Origin of the sequence: Wolbachia endosymbiont of Laodelphax striatellus (assembly GCF_007115015.1) — a bacterium.
Lineage (GTDB): Bacteria > Pseudomonadota > Alphaproteobacteria > Rickettsiales > Anaplasmataceae > Wolbachia.
In genome coordinates this window covers 411525-424237 of sequence record NZ_MUIX01000001.1, presented here as the reverse complement: position 1 = coordinate 424237, position 12713 = coordinate 411525, and the positions used below count along the sequence as shown (strand labels likewise).

At 33.9% G+C, this 12713-nt stretch carries 15 protein-coding genes and 2 pseudogenes; 10 read left to right on the top strand and 7 right to left on the bottom strand.

What is annotated here, in order from left to right; genetic code table 11:
• Positions 1-12: 12 nt before the first annotated feature.
• Entirely contained in the window at positions 13-741 is a 729-nt protein-coding gene (gene recO, locus BVG17_RS01990) for a DNA repair protein RecO (protein ID WP_063630483.1), read from the bottom strand.
• Between the two features lie 196 nt (positions 742-937).
• Between recO and BVG17_RS01985 the strand changes: the two genes are divergently transcribed.
• On the top strand, positions 938-1465 hold the full coding sequence (locus BVG17_RS01985) for a hypothetical protein (RefSeq protein ID WP_063630481.1): 528 nt from the start codon (positions 938-940) through the stop codon (positions 1463-1465).
• Positions 1466-1517: 52 nt separating this feature from the next.
• On the opposite strand, the gene BVG17_RS01980 is transcribed toward BVG17_RS01985, so the two are convergent.
• A complete protein-coding gene (locus BVG17_RS01980; protein ID WP_063630479.1) occupies positions 1518-1856 on the bottom strand; it encodes an outer membrane protein assembly factor BamE in 339 nt (112 codons plus the stop codon).
• 129 nt (positions 1857-1985) lie between these two features.
• Between BVG17_RS01980 and BVG17_RS01975 the strand changes: the two genes are divergently transcribed.
• Positions 1986-2981, top strand: coding sequence for a ribonucleotide-diphosphate reductase subunit beta (locus BVG17_RS01975; RefSeq protein WP_063630477.1), 996 nt, complete (start codon positions 1986-1988; stop codon positions 2979-2981).
• Here BVG17_RS01975 and BVG17_RS01970 read toward each other — a convergent pair.
• Complete coding sequence (locus BVG17_RS01970) at positions 2950-3573, bottom strand: hypothetical protein (RefSeq protein WP_063630476.1); 624 nt, start codon at positions 3571-3573, stop codon at positions 2950-2952. The genes BVG17_RS01975 and BVG17_RS01970 overlap by 32 nt on opposite strands.
• A 235-nt stretch (positions 3574-3808) precedes the next feature.
• Between BVG17_RS01970 and BVG17_RS01965 the strand changes: the two genes are divergently transcribed.
• Both BVG17_RS01965 and BVG17_RS01960 read left to right on the top strand, forming a co-directional pair.
• Complete coding sequence (locus BVG17_RS01965; RefSeq protein WP_006011986.1) at positions 3809-4027, top strand: hypothetical protein; 219 nt, start codon at positions 3809-3811, stop codon at positions 4025-4027.
• Positions 4018-4293, top strand: a complete 276-nt coding sequence (locus BVG17_RS01960) for a type II toxin-antitoxin system RelE family toxin (protein ID WP_063630474.1) — start codon at positions 4018-4020, stop codon at positions 4291-4293. The genes BVG17_RS01965 and BVG17_RS01960 overlap by 10 nt, the downstream gene beginning before the upstream one ends.
• Here BVG17_RS01960 and BVG17_RS01955 read toward each other — a convergent pair.
• On the bottom strand, positions 4290-4868 hold the full coding sequence (locus BVG17_RS01955) for a DnaB-like helicase C-terminal domain-containing protein (protein WP_084240964.1): 579 nt from the start codon (positions 4866-4868) through the stop codon (positions 4290-4292). The genes BVG17_RS01960 and BVG17_RS01955 overlap by 4 nt on opposite strands.
• A 79-nt stretch (positions 4869-4947) precedes the next feature.
• On the opposite strand from BVG17_RS01955, the pseudogene BVG17_RS01945 reads away from it, so the two are divergent.
• Positions 4948-6093: pseudogene (locus BVG17_RS01945) on the top strand (IS3 family transposase).
• A 45-nt stretch (positions 6094-6138) separates the two neighbouring features.
• Here BVG17_RS01945 and BVG17_RS09465 read toward each other — a convergent pair.
• Together BVG17_RS09465 and BVG17_RS01935 are read right to left on the bottom strand one after the other, a co-directional pair.
• A pseudogene (locus BVG17_RS09465) lies at positions 6139-7211 on the bottom strand (IS3 family transposase); the annotation flags it as partial.
• A gap of 76 nt (positions 7212-7287) precedes the next feature.
• Positions 7288-9822 carry a hypothetical protein gene (locus tag BVG17_RS01935; RefSeq protein ID WP_063630609.1) on the bottom strand — a complete coding sequence of 845 codons (2535 nt, stop codon included), beginning with the start codon at positions 9820-9822 and terminating at the stop codon, positions 7288-7290.
• A gap of 130 nt (positions 9823-9952) precedes the next feature.
• On the opposite strand from BVG17_RS01935, the gene BVG17_RS01930 reads away from it, so the two are divergent.
• Entirely contained in the window at positions 9953-10183 is a 231-nt protein-coding gene (locus BVG17_RS01930) for a hypothetical protein (RefSeq protein WP_063630608.1), read from the top strand.
• Positions 10159-10425: a type II toxin-antitoxin system RelE family toxin gene (locus BVG17_RS01925; protein ID WP_063630607.1), complete on the top strand. Its 267-nt coding sequence runs from the start codon at positions 10159-10161 to the stop codon at positions 10423-10425. The genes BVG17_RS01930 and BVG17_RS01925 overlap by 25 nt, the downstream gene beginning before the upstream one ends.
• A gap of 259 nt (positions 10426-10684) precedes the next feature.
• Here the strand turns inward: BVG17_RS01925 and BVG17_RS01920 are convergent, their stop codons facing one another.
• Positions 10685-10948: a type II toxin-antitoxin system RelE family toxin gene (locus BVG17_RS01920; RefSeq protein WP_063630606.1), complete on the bottom strand. Its 264-nt coding sequence runs from the start codon at positions 10946-10948 to the stop codon at positions 10685-10687.
• 52 nt (positions 10949-11000) lie between these two features.
• On the opposite strand from BVG17_RS01920, the gene BVG17_RS01915 reads away from it, so the two are divergent.
• The 3 genes from BVG17_RS01915 to BVG17_RS01905 all read left to right on the top strand — a co-directional run bounded on the left by BVG17_RS01915 (position 11001) and on the right by BVG17_RS01905 (position 12300).
• Positions 11001-11288, top strand: coding sequence for a hypothetical protein (locus BVG17_RS01915; RefSeq protein ID WP_063630605.1), 288 nt, complete (start codon positions 11001-11003; stop codon positions 11286-11288).
• Between the two features lie 111 nt (positions 11289-11399).
• Positions 11400-11786, top strand: a complete 387-nt coding sequence (locus BVG17_RS01910; RefSeq protein ID WP_063630604.1) for a hypothetical protein — start codon at positions 11400-11402, stop codon at positions 11784-11786.
• A 154-nt stretch (positions 11787-11940) separates the two neighbouring features.
• Entirely contained in the window at positions 11941-12300 is a 360-nt protein-coding gene (locus BVG17_RS01905) for a hypothetical protein (protein ID WP_017531816.1), read from the top strand.
• The last annotated feature ends 413 nt before the right edge of the window (positions 12301-12713 follow it).

The window sequence follows — 12713 nt, the reverse complement described above, 5'->3', positions numbered from 1 at the left end:
AATAGGTAGTAACTAAGATTCAAATGATAGCATAAAATTTCTCAACTCTGGAAATTTCTCATTTAACTGCAGAAATAGATATTTATTTAAAAAATACCCTGTAATTTTTAGTCCTAGTCTGAATTCTTGATATGAGTAGCTATTTTGTAGGTTGTTATTGTATACATCATGCAACATCTGTGGAAAAGGTAGTAATTTATCTGCATAATAGTCACCTACTTTTTTTGACACTGCTCTACCAGTTTTTGGAGAAATAAATTGTAGATTTTCTTTCACACCTGTTACAGCACATTTTGATAGGTCTAACTTAAATCCAAGTTGCGTAAGAAGCAGAAGCTCTAAGTTAAGATAATGACTTTGCCAAAACTGGCCATTATGTTTTATTACATCGATGAAGTGTCTAAAATTATCATACAACTTGATGTAGGATTCACTTTCTGGAAGCACTTTTTCTAATATAGACGAGAAAGAAGCAATAGCAATGCTTTTTAACCTATCTTGAAAGAAATGATGAAATGAAGATTCAATCAATTCGCACTTTAAAAAACCTAGATTTTCAGGTAGCTTAGCACTCCATTCTACATGTAATAGATTACTTATTTGAAACTTATAATTGCTATTGTTTGTTAACCTAGTTAATCCTCTGCACTTTCCATGATTTTTTGTAAATAGAGAAAGAATTAAATTTTTGTCACCATATTTTTTAACAGCTATAATAACACCTTCATCTTTCCATCTCATTTAGAGTATATTGGCCATATGATATTATAGAGATAATAAAATTAGTGTAGCAAATTTGAGTTTAAGTCAACTGAAATATATTGACTTTATGTGCAATATTAGCTTTAAACCAGTAAAACAAGCTGCTTAACATATGCGCCCTCTCTATTTTAATTATATTCTTCTTTTGTCTCTATGTTGTTTTTTGTTTTTTTCAATGAAAGCCCAAACGGATGATTCGTCAGTTATTCCTATACCACAAAGAAAAAAAGAATTAGTTGAGTTAGTACAACCGAGGCAAATTATTGAAATACAGGAAATTGATGAGGGTATTCCAATTCCCAAAAGAAAAAAGGGTGTAGAAAGAAAACTAAGAGAAGACATCAAAGAGGTGAAAAATGAAATAAGAGATAAGAAAAATGTTGAGAACAAAGATGATGAATTGGCTGTAACAGAAATTATTAATTCTATAAGAGATAAACTGACAGAGTGTTGGAGCATTCCTGAGGGCATAGTTTATAAAGAAAATTTTAGTATAAAAATTAACTTATTATTATCCAGTAAAGGCGAGATCGTTGTAGCCAACGTAGCAGATAGTAGTTCTTATCAAAATAATCCTCTTTTTAGATCAGCAGCAGATAATGCAATGCGTGCAGTGTATAAATGCAGCCCGTTAATTGGCTTACCTGCTGAGCATCATCACATTTGGCGCGAAGTCACGTTAGATTTTATTCTAAATAGGTAAATTTACGTTACCTAAATTAGTTACTTGTGATGAAAAATAAATCAGCAAATTTTCAATCAACAACAGCTAAAGACCTTTCTGCAACGTTGATTTCTCTTATATCTGTAACTTCGTCATTCTGATTAAACGAAATTTGCAGAGACTTACTACTGTACTTCTTTTTTCCCAAGAAGTTAGCTTGTTTAATTTTATATGAGACATAGTACCAAACATTTTCGTCGAACTTTGATACTAATGTTGGCGATCCTAAAGTATGAACCACTTTTTCTCTATCATCACCTACTTTTATTTTGCTCCACAGTTCAACATTAATGCCAGGAACTCCGTGATTATAGATAGTGTGCATGCAGCCTACTGAAAACAGCAAAACAGAAAATGTTAATACCCGCATTTTGTCAATTAATTATTTGAAATCATAATACACTGATAAACTATCTGTTGTCAAATTTCAAAAAAGTTAAATTGACTGATTCTCAATATCATTTAATATAATATTTACTTCAAAATAATTAGGTACCTTATGTCATTGCTAGAAGCAGATCCAATATACAAGCCTTTTAATTATCCTTGGGCATATGATGCATGGTTGCAGCAACAAAGGATACACTGGATACCTGAAGAAGTTCCGCTTGCTGATGATGTGAAAGATTGGAAAACTAAACTTTCGAATGTAGAGAAAAATTTATTGACCCAGATTTTTAGGTTTTTTACTCAAGCAGATATTGAAGTAAATAACTGCTATATGAGGCATTATTCAAATATATTTAAGCCAACAGAAATATGTATGATGCTTGCAAGCTTTTCCAATATGGAGACTATACACATTGCAGCCTATTCATACCTTCTAGATACGATTGGCATGCCAGAAAGTGAATATCAAGCATTCTTAAAATATGATGCTATGAGAAAGAAGTATGAATACATGTTAGAATTTGAGGAAAGTAAAAAGCACGATAAAAAACATGTTGCTAAAACTTTAGCAGTATTTGGTGCCTTTACTGAAGGATTGCAGTTATTTGCATCATTTGCAATTTTGCTCAATTTCCAACGTTTTGGAAAAATGAAAGGCATGGGACAAATAATTGCCTGGTCAGCACGTGACGAAACCTTGCATACTAACTCAATTATCAATTTATTCAGTACTTTTATTAAAGAGAATAATGAAATTTGGAGTGATGAATTTAAAGAGGAATTATATTCAGCATGTCGCACTATTGTTGAACTCGAAGATGAATTCATAAATCTTGCTTTTGACTTAGGGGATATTGAAGGACTATCTGCAAAAGAAGTGCGTAATTATATACGCTACATAGCAAATAGAAGATTGACGCAATTGGGTCTAGAGCCTATATATGATATTAATGATAACCCTCTTCCGTGGCTTGATGAAATACTAAATGGTGTGGAGCATACGAATTTCTTTGAAAATAGAGTAACAGAATATAGTCGTGCAGCGACTCAAGGTACATGGGAAGAGGCTTTTGCTAAAAACAATATAAAAAGTAAAGAGCAGTAATTTCAACGAAGGTTATGAATAAATTACAAATATATACCTTTATTGATATAAATTCACAGTGATTCTTGAACTTCTTCAGAACTTTTTCTCTCGCTTCTTTCCTGATTGATAGAACATCTACCGCTTTTGACGTTTTTAAATCGCGAAACTTCTCTTTTACTACTCTGACAAAGTATTTTTCTGCTTCTCTCTGGCCTCTACTTGCATAGATTTTTTTTGCTTTGTGCGGATTAAAGGGCTCTGAAAAATAGGTACTATGTTCCGGAGGAACAGAAGTGCCATTTTTAAACCATCTTACTTCCTTGTTTTTTAAAACTTGTAGTAGTTCACTGCCAGTAAGACGCGTTTCATCGTCGAAAATTCGAGTCGGAAATTTGCGCTCAATTGACTTTCCTCGCGCCTTTATTCGCCTTCTAGAGCCTATTTGCGCCTGCACATGCTTGCTGCTTACGTTAACTATGTGAAGGCTTCCTCGTATGCTGAAGTTGTGATAGATGCGATGATACGAAGTCAAGCTTTTTTTTGCTTGACTCTTTTTTTCGTTTTGGTACTCTTTATTTTGATCTCTTGTAGGGCTTTGATGTCCTTTCATAGGGTTCTAGTACTGAAAAGTTGGCGCTTGCAGTCTACTAAAAAATCAAATGCGTGTAAAGGGCAGAAATGCCCTTTACATATTTTCACTTAAAATATAATATCTATCGAGGTTGCTATAATAGCATAGCTTTATTCTATATAAAGCATATACCTTTTATTGTTTGATCTACAAATCCTTTATTGAAAATTTTAGGAAAATGTTGTATAATTATTGATAAACTTTGGTAGAACTTATGGCAGATTCAGGAATCAACGTAACTTTCAATAGTGAAATTTCAGAGTGTCTTGCTGGGCTGGCTAAAATAAGAAACAAGCCTGTTAAGAAGCTAGTAGAGGAGCTGATGCAAGAAGCAATTGAAAATGAGGAAGATAAAATACTAATTGAACGTGCTGCTGAACTTAATGTTCCAGGTGCAGAGACAGTTGATCTAAAAGACGTCAAGTGGGACTAAAGCGCTATAAGATTAAGTTTCTGAAAAATGTTAGTAAAAAGGATTTACCAGCTCTTCCAAAAACAATAAAGTTAAGAGTTGAAGAAATAGTAAAAGAGCGCCTTACAGTTAACCCAATTGATCTTGGTGAATCGTTGCGTTACAAACTCAAAGGACACAGAAGACTGAGAACTGGTGATTATCGTATTATGTATCATGTAAATGCTGCAAAATACGAAGTAACCATTGTTTCAATAAAACACAGGAAAGACATTTACGAATCCTAGATTAATATTCTGCCAGTATTAACTTGATAAGGAACTGTAACTTTGCCAGTTGATCCACTTCTATTCTTTGCAATGTTTATCTCCAGTTCGTTATTAGAGCCTATTTTATAGTAGCTGTCTCTGTAAAGCAGTAAAACTATGTCAGCATCTTGTTCGATGCTCCCTGACTCTCTTAGGTCTGCTAGTTGCGGTCTTTTGTTTTGTCTTTCTTCTACTCTGCGACTAATTTGTGATAGTGCGACAACAGGAACTTCAAAATCCTTGGCGATGTTCTTTAGAGTTCTACTGATTTCTGTTACCTCAAGCGTTCTGTTCTCTGTTCTTCCTGATCCTCTCAGTAACTGCAGGTAGTCAATGTATATGCATTTTATGCTGTATTGCTTATCAATTGATGCGATCTTTTTTCTTAGAACATTTAAATCCATACTTCCTGAACTATCGACAAGGAGATTTAAGAAAGCGAGCTCACTTAATCCTTGGTACAGAAGCTCCATATTCTTGTTTTTAATGATAGTGTTGACTGTCTCATTGACTTTGATGCTGATTATCCTGTTGATGAGTTGATTGGCTGACAATGACCTTACCCAGAAAAAGTAGACAGAAAGTTAAGACGTTTTTGAAGTAAAATAAAACGTTTTTTCAAAGAGGTGTGGTATGACAAAAAGAAAAGAATATACAGCAGAATTCAAAATTGAAGCTATAAGACTAGTAAAAGAAACAGGTCAATCATCAGCAAAAATAGCAAGAGATTTGGGTATTAGCGGTAAGCAGATGGGTAAAAACATACAATGATAGAATGTCTGGAGTAGATGCGTTTCCAGGAAAGGGGAAAGTAGCTCATTGTGACAAAGAAAAGTTTGATTTAAAGAAAGAGCTGGCAAGAGTAACGAGGGAAAGAGACATTTTAAAAAAAGCCCTGGGATATTTTGCAAACCAAAAAGAGTAAAATATTCTTTTATAAAAGAACATGAAAACTGCTATAAAATACGGGAATTATGCAGATTTTTGAACGTATCTGCTTGTGGTTATTATAAATGGATTACTAAGGAAAAAAACAACAAAAAATCAATAAGAGAAGAGCTCATACAAGATATTCAGAAGGTATATCGATCATCACAATGCAGATACGGAGCTCCTAAAATTCACGCTGAATTAAAGGCTTTAGGTAAAAATTATAACATCAAAACAGTGCAAAATATTATGCAGAAAAATGGCATTCAAGCTAAGCTTAGACGAAAGTTTAAAAGTAAAAAACCACAAATAGACAATAGAGTTATAACTCCTAACATATTAAATCAGAATTTCATCGCTGATCAACCTAACAAGATATGGGTAACTGATATTACGTACATAAAAACTAATGAAGGATGGTTATATTTGGCAGCAATAATAGATTTATATTCACGCATGGTGATTGGGTGGTCAATGAGTAATGCAGTAAATAGGCAATTAGTTATAGATGCGTTATTCATGGCTATTGGTAGGCGCAAATCTCCTAAAAATCTACTATTTCATAGCGATCAAGGATCGCAATACACCTCTAAAAATTATCAATTTTTACTAAGTACAAAAAATATTACTTCTAGTATGAGTCACAAAGGTTGTTGTTATGATAATGCTGTTTCAGAGAGCTTTTTTAGTTCACTTAAGAGAGAGTTACTCATTGATACTTCACAACACTCTGCACAACAAGCTAAAACCGCAATATTTGAATATATAGAAATTTTTTATAATAAACAGCGTAGACATTCTACTATTAACTATTGCATTCCTGAGCTTTTTGATTCATCATTCTCATAGCAAAAACGTCTTAACTTTCTGTCTACTTTTTCTGGGTAAGGTCANAAAATTTCTATATATTCAAATATTGCGGTTTTAGCTTGTTGTGCAGAGTGTTGTGAAGTATCAATGAGTAACTCTCTCTTAAGTGAACTAAAAAAGCTCTCTGAAACAGCATTATCATAACAACAACCTTTGTGACTCATACTAGAAGTAATATTTTTTGTACTTAGTAAAAATTGATAATTTTTAGAGGTGTATTGCGATCCTTGATCGCTATGAAATAGTAGATTTTTAGGAGATTTGCGCCTACCAATAGCCATGAATAACGCATCTATAACTAATTGCCTATTTACTGCATTACTCATTGACCACCCAATCACCATGCGTGAATATAAATCTATTATTGCTGCCAAATATAACCATCCTTCATTAGTTTTTATGTACGTAATATCAGTTACCCATATCTTGTTAGGTTGATCAGCGATGAAATTCTGATTTAATATGTTAGGAGTTATAACTCTATTGTCTATTTGTGGTTTTTTACTTTTAAACTTTCGTCTAAGCTTAGCTTGAATGCCATTTTTCTGCATAATATTTTGCACTGTTTTGATGTTATAATTTTTACCTAAAGCCTTTAATTCAGCGTGAATTTTAGGAGCTCCGTATCTGCATTGTGATGATCGATATACCTTCTGAATATCTTGTATGAGCTCTTCTCTTATTGATTTTTTGTTGTTTTTTTCCTTAGTAATCCATTTATAATAACCACAAGCAGATACGTTCAAAAATCTGCATAATTCCCGTATTTTATAGCAGTTTTCATGTTCTTTTATAAAAGAATATTTTACTCTTTTTGGTTTGCAAAATATCCCAGGGCTTTTTTTAAAATGTCTCTTTCCCTCGTTACTCTTGCCAGCTCTTTCTTTAAATCAAACTTTTCTTTGTCACAATGAGCTACTTTCCCCTTTCCTGGAAACGCATCTACTCCAGACATTCTATCATTGTATGTTTTTACCCATCTGCTTACCGCTAATACCCAAATCTCTTGCTATTTTTGCTGATGATTGACCTGTTTCTTTTACTAGTCTTATAGCTTCAATTTTGAATTCTGCTGTATATTCTTTTCTTTTTGTCATACCACACCTCTTTGAAAAAACGTTTTATTTTACTTCAAAAACGTCTTAACTTTCTGTCTACTTTTTCTGGGTAAGGTCAGTAATAGTCGTAAGTTTTGTCATTGATATTAGGAATGTGGAATATCGTTGTTCCCTTATCGTTAATATCACTCGCAATCATGTCTGCGAGCTCTTCCACAGTTGTACTTTTTGTTGCTTTGATTTCTCTAAATTCCCTAGCAGTGACATCAGATGGTGGTTTTCCACTACCGTCAACACTCCACCAGATTAAAGTGTCAAAACCTTTACCAGTGTTAGCCTCTCTTTTAAGACCGATATAGTCTCCTGCTTTCACTTCTTTAAATTTGATCACATAGAGGCACCTTTGCGTAAACAGCGCCTTATGCTGCATAGCATAGGTTATCACTGAGTTTTTTTCAGCAAACAGCACATTCGGTTTTCCTGGTATTCTTTTCTCAGTTGCTGATTGTTTGTAAATAATATAATTATTCCACGTTTTTATTGGTATAATCATATTCTTATTTTCCTGAGTAGTATAAATTCTAGTAGAATAAGCATCACTAGAAGAACTACTATAAATATCTGTGAAACCTACTAAAGACATTGAATTCACATACCATGGTGAAAATAGGAAATAGTTTTGAGAAGTGCAATAATTAGTAGCATTAGAACTTTCTTGCAAAAAAGTGGAACTATCTTGCGGTATAACTAAAGGAAAACCAATATTATAAACTCTACTACTAAAATTAACTGGAGTAAAAAATCCAGATAAACCAGAAGGATACTCAGGCTCTTGATAATTAAGATTTACTGTTAAATAAAAAAAATTTTCTTTGACAGAATAATGTGCTTTAGTCTGCTTAACTACTTTATCAATGCCTTTTTTATATGATACACTTTCAGTTGGAGTATACCGAAATCTATTTAAGTCATTTTGAACCTTAAAATAACCCGGAAAATCAAGATTAGAATCCGCAAAACCTACTTTTCCTAGGCCATTATTAGTCATTCGAGTGTCAATACTTAAATAATCAGCAGTAATATCAAAACAGTGACAACAAGTAGTGAGATCCATGCTACTTGCTGCTGCAACATACTGAAAGTCATAGTTAACATCTGAATTAGCATGAAACGTAGTTTCTAGCCACAGATGACCTATATCGTTACCTTCAGGCTTCCTACTTACTACTCCATCTCCATCAAAAGCAACTTTAACTTTATTGTTTAGAGCGAACCTTTTAATGTACTCACTGGATATCGCATTGAACCAATTTGGTACATCTTTGGTTTGCAGCATATCAAAGTTCACTGGCGCATGATCTAGTTTTTCATATAGCCTTTTGTATTCAATGCCGAGCGGACTAATGTCAGTTGAATCAAGAGTGCGACCATCGCACTTGAGTAGATTTATTTTTCCCTCATCAACTTTTGCTCCTTTTGGATAGGAAACTAGTTCGCCGATATTATCGACAAACTTAAGACCATCAATTGCAAAAACTAGCTCATTGTAATTGTTATCAATGCTATATTTGTTTGCTTTAAATGATGAAAATAATAATTTAGATTTTGCAAAATCAGAATTTTGTGTGGGATATTTAAAATCAACAACCGAAATTGGTGCAGAAGTTTCCGCGCAATAAAAATTTGTTGCTTTAAAATTAAATGTCCGATTCGTTGGTAATAGAAATTTCAACGTCAAACTTTGATCATCACCAATATCTGCAGGTATGACAAAGTCAATTAAACCTAAACTAGATGAGTAAACCTGTGGACTATCAGAATCAATTAAAAACTCATCTATTACATGAGCTTTCGGCGGTGTTGAAGATTTTGCACCAAAATCACGAATTGCTAGTAATTTAATAACTATATCATCACCACCCCTCCAAGCATAAAACTTTAGCTTAAATGTTCCGGAAATTGCATTCCACAAAGCATTAGAATGTTTAAATACTACAGCTTTCTCCAGAGGCGGATTTTTCTCATTAGCTTTTTCACAAATAACATTTAAATAAAAACGAGGATTGCCTTCATTGATTCTTTCAGCTTCAGTAACGTCTTTAATGAAAACCCTATCAACATCAGTTCTATCCTGCATAGCAAATGAATCAGCATAAATCCTTACAAACTGCCATGAAAGTCCAGCAATTGGCACCTGTGAAAACAAAGGTGAAACATAGCCTGGTCCCTGCCCCCTATCATCAATCTGCAGACCAATATTAAACTGCCCATCGATAAACAAATTATCAGATATTACAGCGCTAGTTGGATCAGCGCTGCGCTGCTCCTGAAAGTAAGGTAGGTCAGTAAAAACAATCTCAGGAGCCGCAGCATTGCCGTAACAGCACTTCAGCTCTACGATGTAACGATCTTCAGGGTCATCTACGTCAACAAAATAGTAGAGTTTATGGGGCAATGCACCGTTTTCATCAAGTTGCAGAGGATTTGGTGCTGGTACGACATTTCCTTCTTGGTTTTTGTAATAGGCATTACGAAGAGTTGTTGGACTCTTCTTGTCATAGAAATACATCCAGTAGCCAGCGGCTGGCATACCATCCCTATTCCTAATAATGTCTTGCAATACTATACTTAGTATTAACTTTTGTGTCATTTCTCCCTAACATCAGCAAAAGCCAATGATGGTATATATCCAACCTACCATAATCTGTCAACATAATTCTTTATTGAAAATTTCATGAAAATGTTGTATAATTGTGCAGTAGTAGAACTTGGTAAAACCTATGGCAAACGCTAATTTAGCTTTCAGTAAAGAAACTTTACAGCATCTTGCTGAATTATCTGAACTTACTAAGCAACCTGCTCAAGCATTAGCAGAAAAACTACTGAGAGAAGCAATAGAGCTTGAAATTGAAGACTTTTTAGTGTCTAAAATTTCTGATGAGCGTGATGTCGAAGGTGCAGAAATGATTAAAAGTGAGGATGTAGATTGGGATACACTATTATCTTCGTAGGAAAAGTTATTAGAAAAGACCTTCCTGACCTTCCAAAAACAATAAGATTGAGGGTCGTAAATGCGATAAATGAAAGACTTACAGTTGATCCAATAAACCTCGGTGAACCATTGCACCACAGCTTAAAAGGACGTAGAAGGTTAAGAGTTGGTGAGTACCGTGTGATTTACAGAGTAAATCAATTAGAACAAATAGTGACCATCACAGAGATAGGACATAGATGTGATATTTATAAAAAGTAAATATAAACATTAAATATACATTATACAGCCCTCCTTCCTGATCCATTCTTCACCTTAGGTGGCTTTGCTCAGCTCAAAAAAAACCATTTTTTTGGGTACCCCCCACTATAAGTTATATTATATATATATAATATAATATAACTTATTGGGAGAGGCGACGAAAACAAGATATTGAGTTTGAGGAGCCTCCGGTTTAAGGTGAAGAATGGATCAGGAAGGAGGGCTGTATAATGTAATATACTATGCTTATGGGAAGGTTCTAACTTTTATAGATGTATTCTCTATGCTCTATCGCAGTAATTATTACTGTACGTTCTAATTTACTTATTCTATAAACTAAACGATAATCACCAGATCGTATTCTACGATGTCCTTTAAACTCACCAAGTAAAGGATCACCTGCCTTTTCGGGAGAAAGTGTAAGACGCTCTTTTACGATTTCTTTTATCCTTGACCATATTGTCTTTGGAAGGTTAGGAATGTCTTTGTGGACTACATTTTCTTCATAGCAGATTAAAACCAAGTGATTATATTAATACTGATATATTAATATATTAATTTTTAAGGAGAATGTTATGTTTGAAAATCTTACAAGGTTTAAAGATGTTAAGTTCAATGCTCCAGAGGAGTCAGATGATCAATCAACACAATATGGAGTTAATCCAAATTATGATTGTCACAGAAAATGTGAAGCAAATCACTCTCACTGGATTCCTCGGGGAATGTGCAAAGGTGGATGTGATAGGCTTTATGGAGCTCCTGAACATACTCCACAAGAGTCAGCATCTACTATCATAAGTAATACATTACAAAATATAGGAGATAGTTTCCATATCCTTGCAGATTCAGTGTCTGTTCTGTAGTAGATACAGGTTAAAAAGTGTGAGGCTATATTTTTCAAAAAAGAATTGTATTGACAGATTATGGTAGGTTGAGTATATACCAGCATTAGCTTTTGCTGAGGTTAGGGAGAAATGACACAGAAGTTAATACTAAGTATAGTATTGCAGGACATTATTAGGAATAGGGATGGTATGCCAGCAGCTGGCTACTGGATGTATTTCTATGACAAAAAGAGTCCTACAACTCTTCGTCATGCCTATTACAAAAATAAAGAAGGAAACGTCGTACTAGCACCAAATCCTCTGCAACTTGATGAAAACGGTGCATTGCCCCATAAAATCTACTACTTTGTTGACGTAGACGACCTCAAAGATCGTTACATTGCAGAGCTAAAGTGCTGTTACGGCAATGCTGCTGCTCCTGAGCTTGTTTTTACTGACTTACCTTATTTTCAGGAGAAGCAGAGAGCTGATCCAACTAGCGCTATAATATCTGACAATTTGTTTGTCGATGGGTAAGGTCACTTCCTACGGCAGGTCAATAAATGATCGCTGGTTAGCTATCAATCAGATGCTGGGTGGGCTTGGTCAGGGTATAGGGAGGAATTTGGTTTAACATATCAGTATTAATACTGATATGTTAAAATTATATTAAATTTTTAAGGAGAATATTATGGCGTATCATTCAGATAATCAATTACAAAGAGGTTTTGTTTCTGGAAATATAGTTGAATGGATGAAAGGAAGAAGAGCTCCAGAGAAGTCAGATGATCAGTCAATACAGCCTGAGCCGACAATACAGCATACATACGATGATTGTATGAAAATATGTCTAAGAGGGGGAAAAGATAAAGATTTTGCGTCAGTGTCAATTTGCAAAATTGGATGTGGTTTAACTAATTCAGATACCTTTCAACATCATTTACCACAACCAACATTTAGTGAAAAATTAACAAATATTGCAAACAATCTTCTTGTTGAGAGCGAACAATTATCGTCTATGGCAGATTCTTTAGAGCCAATGGTTATTTAATCACAATAAAAAAGAAGATATTTCAGGTACCAATACCTAGAGTATTGGTACCTATACCTATATTAAGATTAATATTTTCTATTAAAAAATTAAAAGTGTTAAATCAAGAATATACTATAAAAACTATAATATATCCTTTTATATATTGTTTCTAACAAAATTGTGAATAACTTTTCTTAAAAGAAAGAAAAATAAAAGGATTTTATTCTACTATTTTTTAAGTAAGAGTAATTTTCTAATACTAAAACTAATATAATCGTCGCACTTTTCGTTGGTTTTTTCAATTAAGCATGATGGAGGTCACTTTTGGAGGAAAACGCTACCATTTTTAGTTTCTATCCAGGTGGTCCAACCCCTTTGCACAGTTTGTCGTAATCCTTCAGAACATCAAACGGGTTTTCTCTGATAAGAGC

What these genes read in the sequence shown, in the direction of transcription:
- BVG17_RS01965 (WP_006011986.1), top strand. Translation starts at nt 3,809, where the DNA reads ATGGCAGATTCAGGAATCAACGTAACTTTCAATAGTGAAATTTCAGAG.
- BVG17_RS01935 (WP_063630609.1), bottom strand. Translation starts at nt 9,822, where the DNA reads ATGACACAAAAGTTAATACTAAGTATAGTATTGCAAGACATTATTAGG.
- BVG17_RS01980 (WP_063630479.1), bottom strand. Translation starts at nt 1,856, where the DNA reads ATGCGGGTATTAACATTTTCTGTTTTGCTGTTTTCAGTAGGCTGCATG.
- BVG17_RS01930 (WP_063630608.1), top strand. Translation starts at nt 9,953, where the DNA reads ATGGCAAACGCTAATTTAGCTTTCAGTAAAGAAACTTTACAGCATCTT.
- recO (WP_063630483.1), bottom strand. Translation starts at nt 741, where the DNA reads ATGAGATGGAAAGATGAAGGTGTTATTATAGCTGTTAAAAAATATGGT.
- BVG17_RS01970 (WP_063630476.1), bottom strand. Translation starts at nt 3,573, where the DNA reads ATGAAAGGACATCAAAGCCCTACAAGAGATCAAAATAAAGAGTACCAA.
- BVG17_RS01975 (WP_063630477.1), top strand. Translation starts at nt 1,986, where the DNA reads ATGTCATTGCTAGAAGCAGATCCAATATACAAGCCTTTTAATTATCCT.
- BVG17_RS01985 (WP_063630481.1), top strand. Translation starts at nt 938, where the DNA reads ATGAAAGCCCAAACGGATGATTCGTCAGTTATTCCTATACCACAAAGA.
- BVG17_RS01915 (WP_063630605.1), top strand. Translation starts at nt 11,001, where the DNA reads ATGTTTGAAAATCTTACAAGGTTTAAAGATGTTAAGTTCAATGCTCCA.
- BVG17_RS01905 (WP_017531816.1), top strand. Translation starts at nt 11,941, where the DNA reads ATGGCGTATCATTCAGATAATCAATTACAAAGAGGTTTTGTTTCTGGA.
- BVG17_RS01910 (WP_063630604.1), top strand. Translation starts at nt 11,400, where the DNA reads ATGACACAGAAGTTAATACTAAGTATAGTATTGCAGGACATTATTAGG.